The sequence below is a fragment of the Burkholderia sp. S-53 genome (assembly GCF_025560745.1).
Lineage (GTDB): Bacteria > Pseudomonadota > Gammaproteobacteria > Burkholderiales > Burkholderiaceae > Burkholderia > Burkholderia pyrrocinia.
On the sequence record NZ_CP090483.1, the window covers coordinates 2,306,681 to 2,329,693 of the forward strand.

Sequence of the window (23,013 nt, forward strand, 5' to 3'; positions counted from 1 at the left end):
TTCCCTCCTTGTTGTATCAGCGGACGATCAGCCCGCGGGTTTCGCCACAACCACGAGACAGCTGCCGCGCACGGCGCTCACCTGATACACGCGCGCATCATCGCGCTCGCCGTCCGCGAGCTCGACGTCCCAGTCGGCGCCGCGATACTGCACACGCGCGCGGCCGTCACGCCACGCGTCGACCGTGACGGTCGCGCCGATATCGAGATTGATGTCGGGATTCGTCGACGTGTCGCGCTTCTGCTTGCGACCGAGCCCCGAACGGCGCAGCACGATCATCGCGACGATCGCGACCGCGGCCGCCGCGCCGAACTGCACGTGCGGCGCGAAACCGGCCAGTTGCAGCAACCCGCCCGCGAGAAAGCCGAGCGCGATCATCAGCAGATAGAACGTGCCCGTCAGCAACTCGGCCACGACCAGCACGCCCACCGCGACCCACCAGAACAGATGCCCGGACATCATTGTGGTCTCCAGAAAACGCCCCCACGCTCACAGGCGATGCATGGGACCGGAGTACGCGCTAAAGCGCTACTCCGGATCGACACGTTCGCTGCCCCCCGAGGGGGCGGTCGGCACGCTTGGGGTGGCCCGGCGCGTCCCGACAAACAAAAACACCCCGGTGCTTACCGGGGTGTTTATAACATGAACCTTGCATTTTGCCTGCAACGAAGGCGCGGCGGCACCGCGCTTTCGCCGCAGCGGCATTACCGACCGTTACTTCCGGTTGGCGAGCGCCTGCCACGTTTCGATGATCGTGTCCGGGTTCAGCGAGATCGACACGATGCCTTCATCGGTCAGCCACTGCGCGAAATCCGGGTGATCGGACGGGCCCTGGCCGCAGATGCCGACGTACTTGCCCATCTTGCGGCAGGTATCGATCGCGCGCTTCAGCAGGAACTTGACGGCCGGGTCGCGTTCGTCGAAATCGACTGCCAGCAGTTCCATGCCCGAGTCGCGGTCGAGGCCGAGCGTGAGCTGCGTGAGGTCGTTCGAGCCGATCGAGAAACCGTCGAAGTGCTGCAGGAACTCTTCGGCGAGGATCGCGTTGGTCGGGACTTCGCACATCATCACGAGACGCAGGCCGTTTTCGCCGCGCTTCAGGCCGAACTTCTCGAGCAGGCCGACGACACGCTCCGCCTGCTTCACGGTACGCACGAACGGCACCATGATCTCGACGTTGGTCAGGCCCATCTCGTCGCGCACGCGCTTCAGTGCACGGCACTCCATCTCGAAGGCCGGCGCGAAGTCTTCGGCGATGTAGCGCGATGCGCCGCGGAAGCCCAGCATCGGGTTTTCCTCGTCCGGCTCGTAACGCGAACCGCCGATCAGCTTCTTGTACTCGTTCGACTTGAAGTCGGACAGACGCACGATCACGGGCTTCGGATAGAACGCCGCGCCGATCGTCGCGACACCTTCCGTCAGCTTGTCGACGTAGAACTGACGCGGCGACGCGTGGCCGCGCGCGACGCTCTCGACGGCCTTCTTCAGGTCCTGGTCGATGTTCGGGTACTCGAGAATCGCCTTCGGGTGTACGCCGATGTTGTTGTTGATGATGAACTCGAGACGCGCGAGGCCCACGCCGGCGTTCGGCAGTTGCGAGAAGTCGAACGCGAGCTGCGGGTTGCCGACGTTCATCATGATCTTGACCGGGATTTCCGGCAGTTCGCCGCGCTGCACTTCCGTGACTTCCGTCTCGAGCAGGCCGTCGTAGATCTTGCCTTCGTCGCCTTCCGCGCACGACACGGTGACGAGCGCGCCGTCCTTCAGGATGTCGGTCGCGTCGCCGCAGCCGACCACCGCCGGCACGCCGAGCTCACGCGCGATGATCGCCGCGTGGCAGGTCCGGCCGCCACGGTTCGTGACGATCGCGGCCGCGCGCTTCATCACCGGCTCCCAGTTCGGGTCGGTCATGTCGGCAACCAGCACGTCGCCCGGCTGCACGCGTTCCATTTCCGACGGATCCTGGATCACGCGCACGGGGCCCGCGCCGATCTTCTGGCCGATCGCACGGCCCGTCGCGAGCACCTGCGACTGGCCCTTCAGCTTGAAGCGCTGCTCGGCCTTGCCGGTTGCCTGGCTCTTCACCGTTTCCGGGCGTGCCTGCAGGATGAAGATCTTGCCGTCGCGGCCGTCCTTGCCCCACTCGATGTCCATCGGACGCTGGTAGTGCTTCTCGATGATGACCGCGTACTTCGCCAGCTCGATCACGTCTTCATCAGTGATCGAGTAGCGGTTGCGCTGCTCGTGCGGCACGTCGACCGTCTTCACGCGGCCCGGCTCGCCCGGCTGCGTGAATTCCATCTTGATCAGCTTCGAGCCGATCGAGCGGCGGATGATCGGGTACTTGTCCTGCGCGAGCGTCGTCTTGAACACATAGAACTCGTCCGGGTTCACCGCGCCCTGCACGACGGTTTCGCCCAGGCCGTAGCTCGACGTGATGAACACGGCGTCCTTGAAGCCCGATTCGGTATCGATCGTGAACATCACGCCGGCGGCGCCGACGTCCGAGCGGACCATGCGCTGCACGCCGGCCGACAGTGCGACCTCGGCGTGCGTGAAGCCCTTGTGCACGCGGTACGAGATCGCGCGGTCGTTATACAGCGACGCGAACACGTGCTTCATGCGGTCGAGCACGTCTTCGATGCCGACGACGTTCAGGTACGACTCCTGCTGGCCGGCGAACGATGCGTCGGGCAGGTCTTCCGCGGTCGCGGACGAGCGCACGGCGAACGACAGCTCGCCCGGCGAGCCGTTCTTCAGGACTTCGAACTGCGCGCGGATTTCCTGCTCGAGGCGCGCCTGCATCGGCGCGTCGACGATCCACTTGCGGATTTCGGCACCGGCTTCGGCGAGCGCCTTCACGTCGTCGATGTCGAGCGACTCGAGACGCTTGGCGATGCGGTCGGTAAGGTCGTTGTGCGTGAGGAAATCGCGGAACGCGAGCGCGGTCGTGGCGAAACCGGTGGGCACGCGAACGCCTGCTTCGGAAAGCTGGCTGATCATCTCGCCGAGCGACGCATTCTTGCCGCCGACGATCTCCACATCGGTCATCCGCAACTGCTCGAACGGAATTACATACGCCTGGTCCTTTGCGACGTTTGCTGCGTTAGTCATACAAGCCCCTAAGTGTGAAAAAAATACTCGATCGCGCAAGTGGGCTTGGACGCGGGCGCTTGCAAAAAGGCGCGGCGCGTCTTGCGCAACCTGTTAGATAAACAATCGCAGCGGCGGAAAATCTTCCGACCCGATTTGCAAAAATCCCGGCAGAAGGGCGATATTTTCAGACAAATCGCCAAACTTGCCGGGAATTTTGGAATCAAGCGGCCAGGCCACGGGCGCCGTTCGCACCCTGCCCCCGCAATTGCTTATCCAACAGGTTGCCGCTATTCTACCGTGCCGGCTGCCGGATGTGGCGCGACCTTGTCACTGCGTCTGGAGGCGCACCTCCAGCCCCCGCGCAACCGCCCTTCACGTTCGACGCCCAGATTCATGCTGCCTACCGTTTTCATCGTCTCCGACGGCACCGGGATCACTGCCGAAACCTTCGCGCATTCGATCCTCTCCCAGTTCGACCAGAAATTCCGTCTCGTGCGCGTGCCGTTCGTCGACTCGCTCGACAAGGCCTATGCGACCGTCGAGAAGATCAACGAGGCCGCCGTGCACGACGGCCGCCGCGCGATCGTGTTCACGACGCTCGTCGACAGCGAGTCGAACGACATCGTCAAGCGCTCCAACGCGCTCGTGCTCGACATGTTCCAGCGCTTCGTCGAGCCGCTCGAGCAGGAGCTGGAGCTCAAGTCGAGCCACGCGATGGGCCGTGGCCACCAGAACGCGGACACCGAGGAATACAAGACGCGGATCGAGGCGATCAACTTCTCGCTCGCGCACGACGACGGCCAGTCGAACCGCAACCTGTCGGAAGCCGACGTGATCCTCGTCGGTGTGTCGCGCAGCGGCAAGACGCCGACCAGCCTGTATCTCGCGATGCAGTATGGCGTGAAGGCCGCGAACTATCCGCTGATTCCGGAAGACTTCGAGCGCGGCAAGCTGCCGTCGGCGCTCTCCGCGCACCGTGAAAAGCTGTTCGGGCTGTCGATCGACCCGCAGCGCCTGTCGGAGATCCGCAACGAGCGCCGGCCGGGCAGCAAGTACGCGGCGCCCGAGAACTGCCGCTACGAGATCAACGAGGCCGAAGCGATGATGCGCCGCGAGGGGATCAAGTGGCTGTCGTCGACGCACAAGTCGATCGAGGAAATCGCGACGACGATCCTGCAGGAAATCCGCCTCGACCGGCAGTCGTACTGAGCGCCGGTGCGCTTGCGGCCATCTGGCCGCCGCCGGAAACGAAAAGGCCGCGTCGAATGAATTGACCCCCAAGAGTTGGACACCACTCCAACCCTTGGGGGGTTTTTTCATGACGAAGTATGACCAGTCGTTCAAGCAACAGTTGGTTAAGGCGTATCTGAGCGGCGAAGGCAGTTGCGAGTCGCTCGGCCAGAAGCACGGAGTTGGGTATTCAACACTGCGGCGTTGGGTGAGCGCTTTCCGGGTGCATGGCAAAGCAGGGTTGCGCAAGAAGCACGAGACGTACAGCGCTGACTTCAAGATGTCGGTGCTGCAACACATGTGGCGCCATGAGCTGTCATACCAGCGCACATGCGCGGTATTCGATTTGCGCGAAGCCAACTGCGTGAGTCGCTGGGAGCGCCAGTATCATGAGGGTGGTTTCGAAGCTCTCATGCCGCGCCGCAAAGGCCGGCCACCCAAGATGTCAAAGCCCAAACAGCCTGCCCAGCCTACTGCCGTGCCCGCAGACGAGCGCTCACGCGAAGACCTTCTTAAAGAGAATGAGTATCTGCGCGCGGAGGTGGCGTACCTAAAAAAGTTGGACGAACTGCTCCGAGCCAAGGAGCAAGCAAAGCCAAAGAAACCGCGCAAATCGTGAACGCCTTGCGTGAGCATCATTCGTTAAGCGTCTTGCTCAAGGTTTCAGGCCTGGCTCGTAGTACGTTCTATTACCAAGTGGCAGCGACCAAGGCGGGAGATCGTCACGCCGAGCTCAAGGCGAAGATCGCCGATGTCTTCGCCCAGCATAAGGGGCGTTACGGCTATCGCCGGATCACGCTTGCATTGCGTCGAGCGGGCACTTGGGTCAACCGCAAGACGGTGCAGCGACTGATGTCAGTGCTGCGTCTGAAGTCGCTCGTTCGGCCCAAGAAATATCGGTCCTATCGGGGAGAGCGTGGGCGCATAGCGCCGAATCTACTCAACCGCCAATTCGAAGCCAATAGGCCCAACGAGAAGTGGGTGACGGACGTGACCGAATTCAATGTCGGCGGCAAGAAGCTATATCTGTCGCCGGTTCTGGATTTGTACAACGGCGAGATCATTGCCTGGCAAATGAGCGAGCGCCCTGACTTCGCCATGATCAAAGCCATGCTGGACAAGGCATTCAAGCGACTGGCACCTGATGAGGCACCGATGCTGCATTCGGATCAAGGCTGGGCTTATCAAATGCGAGAATACTGCGAACAGCTTGCTGAGCGAGGCATGCCGCAGAGCATGTCACGCAAGGGCAACTGCTTGGATAACGCCGCGATGGAAAGCTTCTTCGGCACACTCAAATCCGAGTGCTTCCGGTTGAAACACTTCGCAGACGTGCAGCAATTGCGTCGCGCCATTGCCGACTACATCCGCTATTACAATCACGACCGCATCAAGCTCAAGCTAAAAGGGCTGAGTCCCGTGCAATACAGAACTCAGCCCTTGGCGGCCTAATTTACCCGTCCAACTTTACGGGGTCAGCTCACGAACGCAGCCTTTTTTCGTGGTGCGGGGATGCACGCATGCGGTATCACGCAGGCCGCTGCTGTCGCACCTGCTCGAACAGGCACACCGCTGCTGCTGCGGCAACATTCAGCGACTCCATCCCGCCCGGCTGCGGAATCGTCACGCGATGCGTGGCCGCATCGCGCCAGAACGCCGATACGCCGGCGCCCTCGTTGCCGAACACCCATGCGACGGGCCCCGACAGGTCGCAGTCGTAGAGCGCCTGCGCGCCGTGCGAATCGGTCAGCGCGACCGGCACGTCGAGGCGTTCGGCGAGCACCGCGGCGTCGACGTCCTCGTGAATCGACAGCAGGAAATGCGCGCCCATGCCCGAACGCAGCACCTTCGACGACCACGCGTAGGCCGTGCCCGGCGCACAGAACACGTGGCGCACGCCGGCCGCCGCGGCGCTGCGCAGGATCGAGCCGACGTTGCCGGCGTCCTGCACGCCGTCGAGCACGACCGACGTATGCGTCACGCGCTCCGGCAGCGGTTGCGCCGGCCGGTCGACCAGCAACAGGAAACCGACGCCGTTGACGACGTTCGACAACTGCCCGAACAGCGCGTCGGGCAGCGTGACGATACGTTGCGCGTCGATGCGCGCGACGATCGCCTGCGCCTCGGCGTGGCCGAGCGCGCCTTCGGTCGCCACGCACAGCTCGGGTGTCGCGCCCGTGTCGAGGTAAGCGCTGGCAAGGTGGAACCCTTCGAGCAGCGCGTGGCCGCTGCGGCGCTGATGGGGCGTCGAACCCGCGAGCGCCTTCAGGCGCTTGTACAGCGGGTTGTCGCGGGAAGTAATGCTTTTCATTGAAGGGCCTGTTCCCGCTAATAACGGGCTTGCGAACGTGCCTTGCCGGCTGCAGTGCAAGAAGCAAGGAGCGCCGTTTGGCCGAGCCAAACAAGCGACGCGCGACGCCGCAATGCGGCCGGCAAGGCACGTTCCCGAAACTAGAAAATCCCTTTCCAGGGGCTGGCCGCCAGAAGGGCCGATCGCGGCGTCATGCTCCTTGCGAATACGCTCGGTATTCGCCGCGTCCCATTTCTTGCGCTCGGCCCTTCTGGCGGCCAGCGCAAGCCCGTTATTAGCGGGAACAGGCCCTCAGATCGAGTGCCGCGCGCACAGGCGCGAACGTGCGCCGGTGCGCTTCGCACGGGCCGTGCTCGCGCAGCGCGGCAAGGTGTTTCGCGGTGCCGTAGCCCGCATGCACGTTGAAGCCGTATACCGGGAAGCGTTCGTGCAGATCGACGAGCATGCGGTCGCGCGTGACCTTCGCGAGGATCGACGCGGCCGAGATGCTCGGCACGAGCGCATCGCCGCTGACGATCGCCTCGGCACGCACCGCCAGCGTCGGGCAGCGATTGCCGTCGATCTGCGCGAGCGTCGGCAGGACCGACAGGCCCTCGACGGCGCGCTTCATCGCAAGCATCGTCGCGTGCAGGATGTTCAGCGTATCGATTTCGTCGACGCTTGCCGACGCGACGCAATACGCGCGTGAACGCGCGACGATCAGGTCGTACAGCGCGTCGCGCTTCTTCGCGGACAGCGCCTTCGAATCGTCGAGCCCGTCGATCGGCTGTGCCGGATCGAGAATCACCGCGGCGGCTACCACCGGCCCCGCGAGCGGGCCGCGGCCGGCTTCGTCGACGCCGCAGACGATCTCGTCGGGCCGGCTGAAGTCGAAGCCGCCCTGCACGTCGCTCGACGCGCGGCGGCGCGGTGCACGTGCTGCCGTCATGCGCGCCCCTTGCGTTGCTCGAGCACGCGCACGACCGCTTCGGCCGCCTTCGCGGCCGTGTTCTGCCGCAGCGAAAGATGCATTTCGGTAAACACTTCGGTCAGCGTGCGGCGGTTCGCGTCGTCGCGCAACTGCGTGAGCGTCGCATCGGCGAGCGCCTCGGGCGTCGCGAAATGCTGCAGCAGCTCGGGCACGACGAAGCGCCCCGCCAGGATGTTCGGCAAGCCGACATACGGCAGGTAGCCCTGCCGGCGCATGATCTGCCCGGTCAGCCAGGGCACCTTGTACGAGATCACCATCGGCTTCTTCAGCAGCGCCGCTTCCAGCGTGACGGTGCCGCTCTTCACGAGGATCGCGTCGGCGGCCGTCATCGCGACTTGCGAGCGGCCGTCGGTGATCGTCAGCGCGAGTTGCGGATGCGCGTCGACGAGCGGCTGCAGCAGCTCGCGCAGCGCGGGCGTCGCCGCCGGCATCACGAACCGCACGCCGGGCTCGCGCTGCTGCATCAGCGCCATCGCCGCGAAGAACGTCGGGCCGATCAACGCGATCTCCGAGCGCCGGCTGCCCGGCAGCACCGCAATCACGGGGCCGTCCGCGGGCAGGCCCAGCGCGATGCGCGCGCCATGCGTATCGGGCTCGAGCGGAATCTCGTCGGCCAGCGGATGGCCGACGTAGGTCGATGCGACGCCTGCCTTGTCGAGGATCGCCGGCTCGAACGGGAACAGGCACAGCATGTGATCGACGGACTTCGCGATCTTCTTGATCCGGCCGCCGCGCCATGCCCAGATCGACGGGCATACGAAGTGGATCGACGGGATGCCCGCGTCGCGCGCGGCCTGTTCGACGTTGAAGTTGAAATCCGGCGCATCGATGCCGATGAACGCGTCCGGCCGCTCGGCGAGCAGCTGGCGCTTCAGCTCGCCGCGAATCCGCAGGATCTCGGGAATCTGGCCCAGCGCCTCGACATAGCCGCGCACGGTCAGCTTGTCCATCTGCCAGTGCGAGTCGAAGCCGTGCGCGATCATCCGCGGCCCGCCGATCCCGTAGTACTGGGCCGATTCGGGCAGCCGCTCGCGCAGCCCGCCGAGCAGCGATGCCGCGAGCAGGTCGCCCGACGGCTCGCCGGCCACCATCGCGAGCCGGAGCTGATTGGTCGGAAGCGGCATCGCTTAGCGGATGATGCCGCGTTGCGACGCGTTGACGAACTCGACGAGCGCCTTCACCGGTGCGTCGCCGTCGCCGCCCGCCTCCGCCAGCTCGAGCAGCTGCACCTTCGCTTCCTCGAGCGACAGGCCGTTCTTGTACAGCAGACGGTACGCGCTGCGCAGCGCCGAGATCGCATCGGCCGAGAAGCCGCGCCGGCGCAGCCCTTCGACGTTGATCCCGTGCGGCTCGGCCTTGTTGCCTGCCGCGATCACGAACGGCGGAATGTCCTGCACGAGCGCCGACGCGCCGCCCAGCATCGAGTGCGCACCGATGCGCACGAACTGGTGAACGCCCGACATCCCGCCGACGATCGCCCAGTCGCCGATCTCGACGTGGCCGGCCATCTGCGCGTTGCTCGACATGATGACGTTGCTGCCGACCTTGCAGTCATGGCCGATGTGCACGTAGGCCATGATCCAGTTGTCGTCGCCGAGCGTCGTCACGCCGACGTCCTGCACGGTGCCCGTGTGGATCGTCGTGAATTCGCGGATCGTGTTGCGGTTGCCGATCACGAGCTTCGTCGGCTCGTCCTTGTACTTCATGTCCTGCGGACGGCCGCCGACCGATGCGTAATGGCCGATGCGGTTGTCCTCGCCGATCGTCGTGTGGCCTTCGATCACACTGTGCGAGCCGATCGTCGTGCGCGCGCCGATCGTGACGTTCGGGCCGACGATCGCATACGGGCCGATCTCGACCGATTCGTCGATTTGCGCGCCCGGTTCGACAATCGCGGTGGGATGAATCCTGGTCATGCGCCGTTGCCTCTCGATGTGATGTGTTGCGTTGCCGATGCGTGCCGCGTCGCTCAGGGCGCCGCGTCGGTCGTCTTGACCGTGCACATCAGTTCGGCTTCCGCCGCCACCTTGCCGTCCACTTCCGCCACCGCCTTGAACTTCCAGATGCCGCGGATGTAGCGTTCGAACGTCACGTTCAGAATCAGTTGGTCGCCCGGTTCGACCACGCGCTTGAAGCGCGCGCCGTCGATCCCGACGAAGTAGTACAGCGTGTTCTCCGGATCCTTCGGCTGCTCTTCCGCGAAGGTCAGCAGCGCCGCAGCCTGCGCGAGCGCTTCGAGGATCAGCACGCCCGGCATCACCGGCCGCTTCGGGAAGTGCCCCTGGAAGAACGGCTCGTTGATCGACACGTTCTTCAGCGCTTTGATCCCTTTGTGCGGCTCGAGTTCGAGCACGCGATCGACGAGCAGAATCGGGTAGCGATGCGGCAGCAGCGTGAGGATCTTGTGGATGTCGAGATTGATTTTTTCAGTGCTCATGATGGTTCGTCTCACGCAGAGGCTGCGCGGTGGTGATGCAAAGGCTGAAGCGGGCCGCCCCGCGGCCCAGTCTGGCAAACCGGGCCGGTTGCGCTGGCCGTGCCCGGTTGGTGGTCTCGCATGGCGCGCTCAGGCGTCCGCGCCGCCCTGGGCGGCGAGCGCGGCTTCGAGCGCCTTGACGCGGTCGCGCAGCTTGCCGAGGTTGCGCACGAGCGCGGCGCTCTTGTTCCATTCGCCGTGGTCGACGGCCGGGAACGCGCTGGTATAGATGCCGGCCTTCGGCAGCGACTTCGACACGCCCGAATTCGCGGTGATGATCACGTAGTCGCCGAGCGTCACGTGGCCGGCGATCCCGGCCGCGCCGCCGATCATGCAGTGGCGGCCGATCGTCGTGCTGCCCGCAATGCCCGCCTTGCCGGCGATCACCGTGTAGGCGCCGATCCGGCAGTTATGGGCGATCTGCACCTGGTTGTCGATCTTCACGCATTCCTCGATGACGGTATCCGCCATCGCGCCGCGATCGATCGTCGTGTTCGCGCCGATCTCGACGTCCGGGCCGATCGATACGCCGCCGACCTGCGGGATCTTGACCCAGCTGCCGGTGCGTGCGTCGCCGTCGCCGACGAAATCCGGCGCGAAGCCGAAGCCGTCGGAGCCGATCACCGCGCCCGAATGGATGATCGCGCGCGGGCCGACCTTGCAGCCGTGGTACACCGATGCGTTCGGATAAAGGTGCGAGCCCGCGCCGATCGTCGTGCCGCGGCCGACGAATACGTTCGCGTCGAGCTGCACGCCGTCCTCGATCACCGCGCCGGCCTCGACCGTCACGTGCGGGCCGATCACCGCGCTCGCGGCGACCTGCGCGGCCGGATCGATCGTCGCGCTCGGATGCACGCCGGCGGCGCGCGGCGGCGCGGCCAGGTCGATGAACAACTGCGCGACGCGCGCGAAGTACGCGTAAGGATTCGGCGTCACGATGAAATTGCGGGGGCCGGCCATCCGGGGGCCGGCCATCCGGCCGTTAGCGGCCGCGCCCAGCTTTTCCAGATCCTTCGGTGCGATCAGTACCGCGCCTGCGCGGGTCGACTCGACCTGCGACAGATATTTCGGATTCGCGAGGAACGCGAGTTGGTGAGCGCCGGCCTGGTCGAGCGGTGCCAGCCCGCCCACCTTGCACTGTGCGTCGCCGGCGATCTCGCCGCCGAACCGCTTTACGAGTTCCTCAAGCGTCAATGCCATTCGTCGTCTGCTCCGTTCAGTTCGTCGAGCCGGACGCGAGCGCCTTGAGCACCTTGTCGGTGATGTCGATGCGCGGGCTGACGTACACGGCTTCCTGCACGATCAGATCGTAATTCTGCTGCTCGGCGATCTGCTTGATGACCTTGTTCGCCCGCTCCAGCACCGCCGCCAGTTCCTCGTTGCGACGCTGGTTCAGGTCCTCGCGGAACTCGCGCTGCTTGCGCTGGAAATCGGTATCGAGCTGGGCGAGATCGCGCTGCTTCTGCGCGCGATCGGCCGCCGACAGTGACGTGCCGCTCTTGTCGAGCGAATCCGACATCGACTTCAGGCGCGCCGCCAGATCCTGCAGATCCTTGTCGCGCTTCGCGAACTCGGCTTCGAGCTTCGTCTGCGCCGCCTTCGCGGGCACTGACTCGCGCAGGATCCGATCCGAATTGACCGCCGCGATGCGGGCGACGTCCTGTGCGTGAACCGTCGCCGCGCCCAGGGCCAGCGCAACGGTCAGCGCGCACATCACTCGTTTCGAAAACTTACCGGTTGGCAAAATTACCCTCTCGTTGCTGTTGTCATGCGTTCGGTCAGAACGCCGTCCCGATCTGGAACTGGAATTTCTGGTACTGGTCGCCTTCGTGCTTCTGCAGCGGGAAGCCGAGGCTCAGCTTCAGCGGGCCGATCGGCGAGATCCACGCGAGACCCACACCGTAGCCGTAACGCAGGCCGTTGGCGCCCGTACTCGTGCCGCCCGGCGCGTTGCCCCACACGTTACCGCCGTCGAGGAACGTGAACACGCGCAGCGTGCGGTCGTAGCCGGTGCCCGGCAGCGGGAACGTCAGCTCGATGTTGCCGACCAGCATCTTCGAACCGCCGATCGGGTCGTTCGTCTTCGTGTCGCGCGGGCCCAGCGAGCTCGGCTCGTAGCCACGCACGGAGCCGATACCGCCCGCGTAGTAGTTCTTGAAGATCGGGTACGGGTTGCCGATACCGTTACCGTAGCCGCCCTGCAGGTTCATGCCGAGGATGAAGCCGCGCGAGAACGAATAGTAGTACTGCGCCTGCAGGTCGGCCTTGTAGTACTGGATCTTGCCGACCGGCACGCCGTATTCGACGTTCGCCTGCGTGAAGTAGCCGCGGCTCGGGATCAGCGCGCTGTCGCGTGCGTCGCGCGACCATGCGACGGTCAGCGGCACCGTGTTCGACACGCGGCCGAACTCGTTCACGTAATCCTGGTAGCTCTGCGGCGTGTTCGAATCGACGTCGAGGCGGTTCTGCTCGAAGCCCGCGCCGAAGTAGACGGTGTCGACTTCCGAGAACGGGATGCCGAACTTCAGGTTGCCGCCCGCGCTGATGATCCGGAAGCTCGAGCTCGTCGAATAGTAGAGCGGCTGGTACGTGCGGTAGAAGACGTCGGTGATCCGCTTGATGCCGTCGACCGTGAAGTACGGGTCGACCTGCGTGACGGTCAGCGTACGGTAGCTCTTCGCGGTGTTGACGTTCACCGACAGGCTGGTGCCCGAGCCGAACACGTTGTCCTGCGACACGCCAGCCGACAGCACGACCTTGTCCGTCGACGAGAAACCGGCACCCAGCGTGATCGCGCCGGTCGGCTTTTCGTCGACCTTCACGTTCACGTCGACCTGGTCGTTCGTGCCTTCGACCGGCACCGTCGTCACGTCGACGTTGGTGAAGTAGCCGAGACGGTTCACGCGGTCCTTCGACAGCGCGAGACGGTTCGAATCGAACCACGAGCTTTCGAGCTGGCGCATTTCGCGGCGCACCACTTCGTCGCGCGTACGCGTGTTGCCGACGACGTTGATGCGGCGCACATACACGCGGCGGCTCGGATCGACGACGAGGTTCAGGTTCACCTTGTGGTTCGCCTGGTCGATGTCCGGCTGCGCGTTGACGGCCGCGAATGCATAGCCGTATTCACCGAGCTTGTCGACGATCGACTTGGTCGTCTGCTGCAGCTTTTCGGCCGAGAAGCGGTCGCCCGGCTTGATCTTGATCAGCTTGTTGAGTTCGGCCTCGCGATCGAGCAGGTTGCCCGACAGCTTGATGCCCGATACCGTGTACGGCTCGCCTTCGTGCAGCGTGACCGTCAGGTACATGTCCTTCTTGTCGGGCGAGATCGACACCTGGGTCGACTCGATGTTGAACTCGAGGTAGCCGCGGTTCAGGTAGTACGAGCGCACGGCTTCGAGGTCGCCGGTCAGCTTTTCCTTCGAATACAGGTCGTTCTTCGTGTACCACGAGAACCAGTTCGGCGTCGAAAGCTGCATCTCGTCGCGCAGCGTGCTGGTGCTGAACGCCTTGTTGCCGATGAAGTTGATCTGGCGGATCTTCGCGCTCGGGCCTTCGGCCACCGCGAACAGGATCGACACGCGGTTCGCATCGACCGGCGTGACCGTCGTCTTGACTTCGGCCGCATAGAAACCGCGCGTCAGGTACTGACGCTTGAGCTCCTGCTCCGCCTTGTCGACGAGCGCCTTGTCGTAGTAGCGGCCGTCGGCGAGACCGACGGCGCGCAGCGCCTTCGTCAGGTTGTCCTTGTCGAATTCCTTCGTGCCGGTGAAGTCGATCGACGCGATGGCCGGACGCTCCTGCACCTGCACGATCACGACGTTGCCCTGCGTGGCGATGCGCACGTCGTTGAAAAAGCCCGTCGCGTACAGCGCGCGGATTGCTTCGGATGCCTTGTCGTCCGTGAAGGTATCGCCCTGCTTGATCGGCAGGTAGGCGAACACCGAACCCGCTTCGACGCGCTGCAGCCCCTCGATCTTGATGTCTTGCACCACGAACGGTGCCGCTGCATGCGCCGCGAGGCCGTGAGCGGCGAGCGCGGCCGCTGCAACTGTCTTAGGTACAAAGCGATGAGGTTTGAACAACATGCATCCCCAATATTTAGCTGCATCAAATCGGGCGGCTGCCCAGCGGCGGCCGCCTGACGCTTCAGAAATGGATTAACCGAGCCAGATCGTTGAACAGCGCGATCGCCGACAACGCGACGATGCAGATCAACCCGGCTCTTTGCAGAATCAGTTGCCAGCGCTCCGAGACGGCTTTCCCGGTCGCGGCTTCAACCGCATAATATAACAGATGCCCCCCGTCCAAAACGGGAATCGGCAACAAGTTCAGGACGCCAAGGCTAATGCTGACAAGGGCGAGGAACGACAGGAACGCCGACGGACCGAGCCGCGCGCTCTTGCCCGCGTAGTCGGCGATCGTCACGGGGCCGGACAGGTTCTTCAGCGACGCGTTGCCGGTAATCATGCGCCCGAACATCCGCAGCGAATACACGGAGATGTCCCACGTGCGGTGCACGCCGAGCCGCAGGCTCTCGATCGGCCCGTAGCGCACATCGACGGACGGCGTGTGCATCGACAGCGCCGCGCCGATGCGGCCGACCTGCTGCCCCGATTCGTCGTCGCGCTGCATCTGCGGCACGATCGATACGGTCTGCGCGACGCCGTCACGCTCGATCCGCAGGTCGAGCGCCTTGCCCGCATGGTGCTTGACGAAATCGATGAAGCGCGACGCGCCGGCGATCGGCTTGCCGTCGAGCGCCACCAGCTTGTCGCCGGCCTTCAGGCCTGCCCGCTCGGCGGCGCTGCCGGGCTGCACCGATGCGACCGACAGCGTGCCGCCGCCGGTGTCGAAGCCCAGGTGCGCCATGAAATCGTCGTCGAGCTGACTTTCGGGAACATTGCGAAGGTCGACGCGAAAATCGAACGTCGTGCTGCCGTCGCGCGCGCCGAGCACGACCTCGCGATGATCGAACGCGGCCGCCAGCAGCTTCCAGCGCAGGTCCGACCACGACCGCACCGGCTCCGACTCGCCGCCCTGCGCATCGCCTACGCGCACGTTGCGGATCGACACGATCGTCTCGCTGCCGTCGAAGCCCGCGCGGGCCGCCACCGTGCCGGCGGCCGGCGGCGCGACGATCGCGGCCTGCTCCGTCACACCGGTGGCAAATACGACGGAAAACAGCACGATTGCCAACAGGAAATTCGCAATCGGCCCGGCTGCGACGATCGCGATGCGCTTGTAGACCGACTGCCGGTTGAACGCCTGGCCGAGCTCCTCCGGCTTGACGCCGGGGCCCGGATCGCGCTCGTCGAGCATCTTCACATAGCCGCCGAGCGGCAGCGCGGACAACGTCCACTCGGTGCCCGTCTTGCGGCTGACCCAGCGCGCAACGGGCTGGCCGAAGCCGATGGAGAAACGCAGCACCTTCACGCCGCACCAGCGCGCGACACGATAATGTCCGTACTCATGCACGACGACCAGCACCCCGATCGCCACCGCAAACGCGATCAGTTCGACCAGCACGTTCATGAGCACTCCATTCAGACAGTACGCTCCACGCGGGGCGCAGGCGCTTTCGCAATAATCGCGGCGGCGAGGCGGCGTGCCTCGGCATCCGCCGCCAGGACATCGTCGAGCCCGTCGGGCGCACGGTTCGGCAGCGCGTTGAGCACTGCGTCGACCGTCGCCGCGATCGCCATGAAGCCGATCCGGCGCTCGAGAAATGCTTCGACCGCAACCTCGTTCGCCGCGTTCAATGCGGCGCTCGCGATGCCGCCTTCCTCAAGCGCCTTCAGCGCGAGCGCGAGGCACGGGAAGCGCGCGTAATCGGGCTTCTCGAACGACAACTGCGCGATCTGCGCGAGATCGAGCTGGTCGACGCCCGCATCGACGCGATCGGGAAACGCCAGCGCGTGCGCGATCGGCGTGCGCATGTCGGGGTTGCCGAGCTGCGCGAGCACCGAGCCGTCGCGGTACGACACGAGCGAGTGAATCACGCTCTGCGGGTGGATCAGCACGTCGATCCGGTCGCCCGGCAGCCCGAAGATCCAGTGCGCCTCGATCACCTCGAGGCCCTTGTTCATCATCGTCGCGGAATCGACCGAGATCTTGCGGCCCATCACCCAGTTCGGATGCTTGCACGCCTCGTCCGGCGTCACGTCGACGAGCGTGGCCGGCTCACGTGTCCGGAACGGGCCGCCCGATGCGGTCAGGATGATCTTCGAGATCCCGCCGTGCTCGGCCGCGTCGCGCGGCATGCACTGGAAGATCGCGTTGTGTTCGCTGTCGACCGGCAGCAGGATCGCGCCATGGTCGCGCACGGCGTCCATGAAGATCGCGCCCGACATCACGAGCGCTTCCTTGTTCGCAAGCAGGATCCGCTTGCCGGCACGCGCGGCCGCGAGGCTCGGCGCCAGGCCGGCCGCGCCGACGATCGCGGCGACCACCGTGTCGCAGCCGTCGCTCTTCGACACGTCGACGAGCGCCTGTGGCCCGTGCAGCACGGTCGTCTTGCTGCCCGCCGCGCGCAGTTTCGCGTCGACATGTGCAGCTGTCGCGGCATCGCCGACCACCGCCACTTCAGGCGCGAAGCGCAGACACTGCTCGACGAGCTTGTCGCCGTTGCGGTGCGCGGTCAGCGCGTAGACCGAGAATCGTTCGGGATGGCGCGCGACGACGTCGAGCGTGCTGTCTCCGATCGAGCCCGTGGAACCGAGCAATGTCAGACGTTTTTGCATAACAGGAATAATGGTTTAACCAAGCAGCAGCATCGCGAGCGGCAGCACCGGCAGCAGCGCGTCGACACGGTCGAGCACGCCGCCATGGCCCGGCAGCAGTCCGCTCGAATCCTTCACACCGGCCTGCCGCTTCAGCAGCGACTCGAACAGGTCGCCGATCACGCTGTACGCGACCAGCAGCGTCAGCGCGGCCCACGCGCCGGGCATTCCGTAGCGCACGGCGAATGCGGAAAACAGGGTCGGCTCGAACGCATGCGCGGCCATCGCGACGCCGGCGACGACCATCACCGCAAGCCAGCCGCCGATCGCGCCTTCCCAGCTCTTGCCGGGACTGATCGTAATGGCCAGTTTACGCTTTCCGAAGGCCTTGCCCGCGAAGTATGCGCCGATATCGGCCAGCCAGACGACGAGTAGCAGCGACAGCACGAACGGCACGCCCTGCGCGCGCGCCGCGACGAGCGCATGCCAGCAGGCCGCGAACACGATCAGCCCGGCCGCCAGCAGGAACGGCCGCCAGGCACCGCTCGCGAATTCGGGCTTGCGCCGCAGCGCGAACGGGCCGACCAGCAGCCAGAACACGCCGGCCGCCATGAAAAGGGGGCGGGATCCAGCGGCATCGATGCCGAACGGCGTGGTGGCCGCCAGCGCCAGCGCCGCGACGACCGCATAGACGACCGGGCCGGCGCCGCCGAGCTTCAGCAGGCGCGCCCATTCCCACGCGGCAAACACGAGCACGACGCCGATCAGCGCGCCGAACGCCGCGAGCGGCGCGAACAGCGTCACCGGCAGCAGCACTGCCAGCATCACGAGCGCCGTGATCACACGGGTTTTCAGCATGAAAGGGAGTCGGCGTTCTGCGATTGCGGTTCGAGCTGCGCGCTCGTGCGCCCGAAACGGCGCTCACGATCGGTATACGACGCCATCGCGTCGGCCAGCGCCGCGCCGTCGAAATCCGGCCAGTATTTGTCGGTGAAATAGAATTCGGCGTACGCGAGCTGCCACAGCAGGAAGTTGCTGACGCGCTGCTCGCCGCCTGTACGGATGAAGAGATCGGGCTCCGGCGCATAGGCCATCGCCAGGTGCGGCGCGAATGCGTCCTCGGTCACTTCGACCTCGCGACCCTCGCGCACGGCCTGCTCGACGAGCTTCTTCGTCGCCTGCAGGATGTCCCACCGGCCGCCGTAGTTGGCAGCGATGGTGAGCGTAAGACGGGTGTTGCGCGCCGTCTTGGTTTCGGCGCGGCGAATCAGTTCGCGGATGCGCGGCTCGAAGCGATCGAGATCGCCGACGACACGCAGGCGGATTCCGTTCGCATGCAGTTTGCCCACCTCGCGCTCGAGCGCGGTGATGAAGAGCCGCATCAGGAACGACACTTCGTCGTTCGGCCGGCGCCAGTTTTCCGAACTGAACGCGAACAGCGTCAGGTATTCGACGCCGGCGCGCGCGCAGCCCTCGACCACCGCCCGCACGGCATCGACGCCGCGGGTATGCCCCGCGACGCGCGGCAAGCGGCGTTCGGTGGCCCAACGGCCGTTGCCGTCCATGATGATCGCGATGTGACGCGGCACGACGCCGACGTCAGGCACGCGAACGGTAGAGCTGGTATAGGTCATGGCCGTTGAGACAGTTGCGGGAAGAAGGCGGCGCGCGAGGACGGTCGTCAAACCGTCATGATCTCGGCTTCCTTGGTCTGCACGAGCTTGTCGATTTCGGCAACGTGCTTGTCGGTCAGCTTCTGCACGTCGTCGCTCGCACGGCGCTCGTCGTCTTCCGAGATTTCCTTGTCCTTCACGAGCTTCTTGAGCGCTTCGTTCGCGTCGCGGCGCAGGTTGCGGATCGCGACCTTGGCCGTTTCGCCTTCGCTCTTGACGACCTTGGTCAGCTCGCGGCGGCGCTCTTCCGTCAGCGCGGGCATCGGCACGCGGATCAGGTCGCCGGACGTTGCCGGGTTCAGGCCGAGATCGGCTTCGCGAATGGCCTTCTCGACCTTCGCGACCATCGGCTTTTCCCACGGCTGCACGCCGATCGTGCGTGCGTCGACGAGCGTCATGTTGGCAACCTGCGAAATCGGCACCATCGACCCGTAGTAGTCGACCTGCACGTGATCGAGCATGCCGGTGTGCGCACGGCCCGTACGGATCTTCGCCAGATCGCTCTTGAATGCATCGATCGAGCGCTGCATCTTCTGCTCGACGCCCTTCTTGGTATCAGCGACACTCATTTCAACCTCCGAACCTTCAAACCTTCAAAAAACGCGGGCGCTGCCCGGCGCGACACGCGCACCTGGGCCGACGACCCGCATCCGCGGGAGTTTACACGTGGACGAGCGTACCTTCGTCCTCGCCCAGCACGATGCGCTTGAGCGCGCCCGGCTTGTTGATCGAAAACACGCGAATCGGCAGCTTCTGGTCGCGGCACAGCGCAAACGCCGTCGCGTCCATCACCTGCAGGTTGCGGCTGATCGCCTCGTCGAAGCTGATCGTCGTGTAGCGCGTGGCCGACGGATCCTTCTTCGGATCGGCAGAATATACGCCATCAACCTTGGTCGCCTTCAGTACGACCTCGGCGCCCACTTCCGAACCGCGCAGGGCCGCGGCGGTGTCCGTCGTGAAGAACGGGTTGCCGGTGCCTGCCGCGAAGATCACGACGCGGCCTTCCTCGAGCTGGCGGATCGCGCGGGGCCGAATGTACGGCTCGACGACCTGGTCCATCCGCAGCGCGGACTGTACGCGCGCCTCGATGCCGGCGTGGCGCATCGCGTCCTGCAGCGCCAGCGCGTTCATCATCGTCGCGAGCATCCCCATGTAGTCGGCGGTCGCGCGGTCCATGCCGGCTGCGCCGCCCGCGACACCGCGGAAAATATTACCGCCTCCGATCACGACCGCGAGCTGCGTACCGAGACGCACGACTTCGGCGATATCGGCCACCATCCGTTCGATCGTCGCGCGATTGATGCCAAAGGCATCGTCGCCCATCAGCGCTTCGCCGGAGAGTTTGAGGAGGACGCGTTTATAGGCATTGGACATAGGGGCTTCCGAGCGACGAGAGGATGACAACCACGAACTGTAGGGGCGAAATACTGATTCGGGCAAGCGCCGGCGGTCGGACCGGGTTTCCCGGCCGGCCGGCGGCGCCGCCGGCCGCGGCGGAGCGGACGCCCGCCGCGGATACTGCCTGACTGCTTACTGCTGCTTTGCTGCTGCGACTTGCGCGGCCACTTCGGCGGCGAAGTCGTCCTGGCGCTTCTCGATGCCTTCGCCGACGACGAACAGCGCGAACTTCTGCACTGCGGAATCCGCCGCCTTCAGCATCTGCTCGATCGTCTGCTTGTCGTTCTTCACGAACGTCTGGTTCAGCAGCGACACTTCCTTCAGGTACTTCTGGACGCTACCGTCGACCATCTTCGCGACGATCTCGGCCGGCTTGCCCGATTCCGCAGCCTTCTGCTCGGCCACGCGGCGCTCCGTCTCGATCAGCTCGGCCGGCACGTCGGCCGACGACAGCGCGACCGGCTTCATTGCCGCGATGTGCATCGCGACGTCCTTGCCGACCTGCTCTTCCGCACCCGTGTACTCGACGATCACGCCGATACGCGCGCCGTGCAGGTACGTTGCGATCTTGTTCGCGGTTTCGAAACGGACGAAACGGCGGATCGACACGTTCTCGCCGATCTTGCCGATCAGTGCCAGGCGCACTGCGTCGACCGTCGAGCCCTCGAGCGGCAGCGCCGACAGCGCGGCCACGTCGGCCGGGTTCTGCGTCGCGACGAGTTCGGCGACCGTCTTCGAGAACGCGAGGAAGTCGTCGTTCTTCGCGACGAAGTCGGTTTCGCAGTTCAGTTCGACCAGCGCGCCTGCGTTGCCGCCGACGAACGATGCGACGACGCCTTCGGCCGTCACGCGCGATGCCGCCTTGCTCGCCTTGTTGCCGAGCTTGACGCGCAGCAGCTCTTCAGCCTTGGCCAGATCGCCGTCGGCTTCCGTCAGCGCCTTCTTGCACTCCATCATCGGTGCGTCGGTCTTTGCGCGCAGTTCTGCCACCATGCTTGCGGTAATTGCCGCCATCATTCGCTCCTTGAGTCTGTATTCACAACGCCGCCCGCTTGGACGCGGACGGCCGAGATTCGTTTCCGGACCCGCGCCGATTCGGCGCGATCAGGTCCGGCGCACAAGCTTAAAAAAAGGGGGCCTGTTGAGAGCCCCCTTTTTGCGCCGGCTCGGGGCCAGTTACGCGTTTTCCTCGACGTACTCGTCGTCGCCGCGTGCTGCCTGGACCACTTCGTTGACCGCGTTAGCACGGCCTTCGAGGATCGCGTCGGCCACGCCTTCCGCGTACAGCGCGACTGCCTTGCTCGAGTCGTCGTTGCCCGGGATCACGTAGTCCACACCTTCCGGCGAGTGGTTCGTATCGACCACGGCGATGACCGGCACGCCCAGCTTGTTCGCTTCGGTGACGGCAATCTTGTGGTAGCCGACGTCGACGACGAAGATCGCGTCCGGAATGCCGCCCATGTCCTTCACGCCGCCGATCGACTTCTGCAGCTTGGCGATTTCACGTTCGAACAGCAGCGCTTCCTTCTTGCTCATCTTCTCGGTTTCGCCCGATTCGACGGCCGCTTCCATGTCCTTCAGGCGCTTGATCGATACCTTCAGCGTCTTGAAGTTGGTCATCATGCCGCCGAGCCAGCGTGCATTGACGTACGGCATGCCTGCGCGCTGCGCTTCCTGGGCGATCGTGTCGCGCGACTGGCGCTTCGTGCCGACGAACAGGATCGTGCCGCGGTTCGCTGCCAGCTGGCGCACGTACTTCTGTGCGTCCGTGAACATCGGCAGCGTCTTTTCGAGGTTGATGATGTGAATCTTGTTGCGGTGACCGAAAATGAACGGTGCCATCTTCGGGTTCCAGAAGCGCGTCTGGTGACCGAAGTGGACACCCGCTTCCAGCATTTGGCGCATCGTAACTGCCATGTGAATTCTCCACGAGGGTTGGGTCTTAAGCCGGCTGCCGTACCGCCGCGCGAACCTGCCCCGAAAGGAACCGGATTCCACGCGATCGGCACCCTGGTTGCGCCGGCTTGCGATTCGACACGTGCAAAACGCCCGTGCCGCAAGCCTTTCACCGCGATGCCGCCCCAAGACGGGGCAAACTCGGCATTTGGATATCGACTTAGCCAAAGAGTATAGCACGCCGATTTGTCGACTCTCAAGTCGCGCACCACTTTCGCTAGCCGTGCGGCAGCCGGCCGGACAATCGGCGAAAACCCGCATCCGCGCGGCCGGCAGGGGCTGCGAGGCCCGCCATAAGGTGCGATAATCCATCAATTCACCGCATTCCAGGCATACCTCGATGGCTATTACGCTCAAAAACGAACACGACATCGCCGAGATGCGCGTCGCCTGCCGTCTCGCGAGCGAAGTGCTCGACTTCATCACGCCGCACGTCGTCGCGGGCATCACGACCGCCGAACTCGATCGCCTCTGCCACGAGTTCATGCTCAACGAACAGGGCACGATCCCCGCACCGCTGAACTACCAGCCGCCCGGCTATCCGCCGTACCCGAAGGCCACCTGCATTTCGGTCAACGACGTGATCTGCCACGGCATTCCCGGCGAGAAGGTGATCAAGAACGGCGACGCGCTGAACATCGACGTCACCGTGATCAAGAACGGCTACTTCGGCGACACGAGCCGGATGTTCATCGTCGGCGAGGGCTCGATCCTCGCGAAGCGCCTCGTGCAGACCACCTACGAGTGCATGTGGCTCGGCATCGACCAGGTCAAGCCCGGCGCGCACCTCGGCGACATCGGCTATGCGATCCAGAAGCACGCGGAAGCGCAGGGCTACAGCGTCGTGCGCGAATACTGCGGCCACGGCATCGGCACGGTGTTCCACGAGGATCCGCAGGTCGTCCACTACGGCCGTCCCGGCACGGGCATCGAGCTGAAGCCCGGGATGATCTTCACGATCGAGCCGATGATCAACGCCGGCAAGCGCGACATCCGCACGATGCCCGACCAGTGGACGGTCAAGACGCGCGACCGCAGCCTGTCCGCGCAGTGGGAGCACACGGTGCTCGTCACCGAAACCGGCTACGACGTGCTGACCGTGTCGGCCGGCACGCCGGCGCGCCCCGTGTTCGCGCAACCGGCCGCCGCAGTCTGAGCGCCGTCGCGCCAGCCCGCCCCGC

The 23,013-nt window shown here is 64.9% G+C and carries 21 protein-coding genes; 3 read left to right on the top strand and 18 right to left on the bottom strand.

The window, feature by feature from the left end; translation table 11 throughout:
- Positions 1-27: 27 nt before the first annotated feature.
- Both LXM88_RS15660 and ppsA read right to left on the bottom strand, forming a co-directional pair.
- Positions 28-462 (bottom strand): NfeD family protein, encoded by a 435-nt coding sequence (locus LXM88_RS15660; RefSeq protein ID WP_262533535.1) that lies wholly within the window; start codon positions 460-462, stop codon positions 28-30.
- 252 nt (positions 463-714) lie between these two features.
- Positions 715-3,114: a phosphoenolpyruvate synthase gene (ppsA, locus tag LXM88_RS15665; protein ID WP_262533537.1), complete on the bottom strand. Its 2,400-nt coding sequence runs from the start codon at positions 3,112-3,114 to the stop codon at positions 715-717.
- A gap of 375 nt (positions 3,115-3,489) precedes the next feature.
- Here ppsA and ppsR point away from each other — a divergent pair, with 375 nt between their 5' ends.
- Together ppsR and LXM88_RS15675 are read left to right on the top strand one after the other, a co-directional pair.
- Complete coding sequence (ppsR, locus tag LXM88_RS15670; protein WP_047900996.1) at positions 3,490-4,305, top strand: posphoenolpyruvate synthetase regulatory kinase/phosphorylase PpsR; 816 nt, start codon at positions 3,490-3,492, stop codon at positions 4,303-4,305.
- Between the two features lie 109 nt (positions 4,306-4,414).
- A protein-coding gene (locus LXM88_RS15675) for an IS3 family transposase (protein ID WP_262533540.1) occupies positions 4,415-5,778 on the top strand; the annotation gives its coding sequence in 2 pieces (ribosomal slippage) (positions 4,415-4,892 and positions 4,892-5,778; 1,365 coding nt in all).
- 76 nt (positions 5,779-5,854) lie between these two features.
- Here the strand turns inward: LXM88_RS15675 and LXM88_RS15680 are convergent.
- The 16 genes from LXM88_RS15680 to rpsB form a co-directional block, all read right to left on the bottom strand.
- Positions 5,855-6,637 (bottom strand): TrmH family RNA methyltransferase, encoded by a 783-nt coding sequence (locus LXM88_RS15680; protein WP_262533542.1) that lies wholly within the window; start codon positions 6,635-6,637, stop codon positions 5,855-5,857.
- A gap of 274 nt (positions 6,638-6,911) precedes the next feature.
- Complete coding sequence (rnhB, locus tag LXM88_RS15685; protein WP_262533545.1) at positions 6,912-7,565, bottom strand: ribonuclease HII; 654 nt, start codon at positions 7,563-7,565, stop codon at positions 6,912-6,914.
- A complete protein-coding gene (lpxB, locus tag LXM88_RS15690) occupies positions 7,562-8,731 on the bottom strand; it encodes a lipid-A-disaccharide synthase (protein ID WP_262533547.1) in 1,170 nt (389 codons plus the stop codon). Before lpxB ends, rnhB begins: the two co-directional genes overlap by 4 nt.
- Before the next feature lie 3 nt (positions 8,732-8,734).
- Positions 8,735-9,523 carry an acyl-ACP--UDP-N-acetylglucosamine O-acyltransferase gene (lpxA, locus tag LXM88_RS15695; RefSeq protein ID WP_262533550.1) on the bottom strand — a complete coding sequence of 263 codons (789 nt, stop codon included), beginning with the start codon at positions 9,521-9,523 and terminating at the stop codon, positions 8,735-8,737.
- Between the two features lie 53 nt (positions 9,524-9,576).
- Positions 9,577-10,044 (bottom strand): 3-hydroxyacyl-ACP dehydratase FabZ, encoded by a 468-nt coding sequence (fabZ, locus tag LXM88_RS15700; protein ID WP_017331951.1) that lies wholly within the window; start codon positions 10,042-10,044, stop codon positions 9,577-9,579.
- A gap of 129 nt (positions 10,045-10,173) precedes the next feature.
- A complete protein-coding gene (gene lpxD / locus LXM88_RS15705; RefSeq protein WP_262533562.1) occupies positions 10,174-11,283 on the bottom strand; it encodes a UDP-3-O-(3-hydroxymyristoyl)glucosamine N-acyltransferase in 1,110 nt (369 codons plus the stop codon).
- Positions 11,284-11,299: 16 nt separating this feature from the next.
- Positions 11,300-11,797 carry an OmpH family outer membrane protein gene (locus LXM88_RS15710; protein WP_174390159.1) on the bottom strand — a complete coding sequence of 166 codons (498 nt, stop codon included), beginning with the start codon at positions 11,795-11,797 and terminating at the stop codon, positions 11,300-11,302.
- Positions 11,798-11,861: 64 nt separating this feature from the next.
- Positions 11,862-14,171, bottom strand: a complete 2,310-nt coding sequence (gene bamA / locus LXM88_RS15715; protein ID WP_047901003.1) for an outer membrane protein assembly factor BamA — start codon at positions 14,169-14,171, stop codon at positions 11,862-11,864.
- Between the two features lie 61 nt (positions 14,172-14,232).
- The gene (rseP, locus tag LXM88_RS15720; protein ID WP_262533568.1) at positions 14,233-15,618 is read right to left on the bottom strand and encodes an RIP metalloprotease RseP; all 1,386 of its coding nucleotides are present in this window, start codon (positions 15,616-15,618) and stop codon (positions 14,233-14,235) included.
- A gap of 11 nt (positions 15,619-15,629) precedes the next feature.
- Complete coding sequence (locus tag LXM88_RS15725) at positions 15,630-16,826, bottom strand: 1-deoxy-D-xylulose-5-phosphate reductoisomerase (protein ID WP_262533570.1); 1,197 nt, start codon at positions 16,824-16,826, stop codon at positions 15,630-15,632.
- Between the two features lie 15 nt (positions 16,827-16,841).
- Positions 16,842-17,663 carry a phosphatidate cytidylyltransferase gene (locus LXM88_RS15730; protein WP_262533572.1) on the bottom strand — a complete coding sequence of 274 codons (822 nt, stop codon included), beginning with the start codon at positions 17,661-17,663 and terminating at the stop codon, positions 16,842-16,844.
- Positions 17,657-18,439 (bottom strand): polyprenyl diphosphate synthase, encoded by a 783-nt coding sequence (gene uppS, locus LXM88_RS15735; protein WP_262533575.1) that lies wholly within the window; start codon positions 18,437-18,439, stop codon positions 17,657-17,659. Before uppS ends, LXM88_RS15730 begins: the two co-directional genes overlap by 7 nt.
- A 47-nt stretch (positions 18,440-18,486) precedes the next feature.
- A complete protein-coding gene (gene frr / locus LXM88_RS15740) occupies positions 18,487-19,047 on the bottom strand; it encodes a ribosome recycling factor (protein WP_047901007.1) in 561 nt (186 codons plus the stop codon).
- Positions 19,048-19,138: 91 nt separating this feature from the next.
- Positions 19,139-19,852 (bottom strand): UMP kinase, encoded by a 714-nt coding sequence (pyrH, locus tag LXM88_RS15745; RefSeq protein WP_006402648.1) that lies wholly within the window; start codon positions 19,850-19,852, stop codon positions 19,139-19,141.
- A 156-nt stretch (positions 19,853-20,008) separates the two neighbouring features.
- Entirely contained in the window at positions 20,009-20,890 is an 882-nt protein-coding gene (gene tsf, locus LXM88_RS15750) for a translation elongation factor Ts (protein WP_034184758.1), read from the bottom strand.
- A gap of 162 nt (positions 20,891-21,052) precedes the next feature.
- Positions 21,053-21,793, bottom strand: coding sequence for a 30S ribosomal protein S2 (rpsB, locus tag LXM88_RS15755; RefSeq protein WP_011352461.1), 741 nt, complete (start codon positions 21,791-21,793; stop codon positions 21,053-21,055).
- A gap of 379 nt (positions 21,794-22,172) precedes the next feature.
- Between rpsB and map the strand changes: the two genes are divergently transcribed.
- The gene (gene map, locus LXM88_RS15760) at positions 22,173-22,988 is read left to right on the top strand and encodes a type I methionyl aminopeptidase (RefSeq protein ID WP_096471205.1); all 816 of its coding nucleotides are present in this window, start codon (positions 22,173-22,175) and stop codon (positions 22,986-22,988) included.
- Positions 22,989-23,013: the final 25 nt, after the last annotated feature.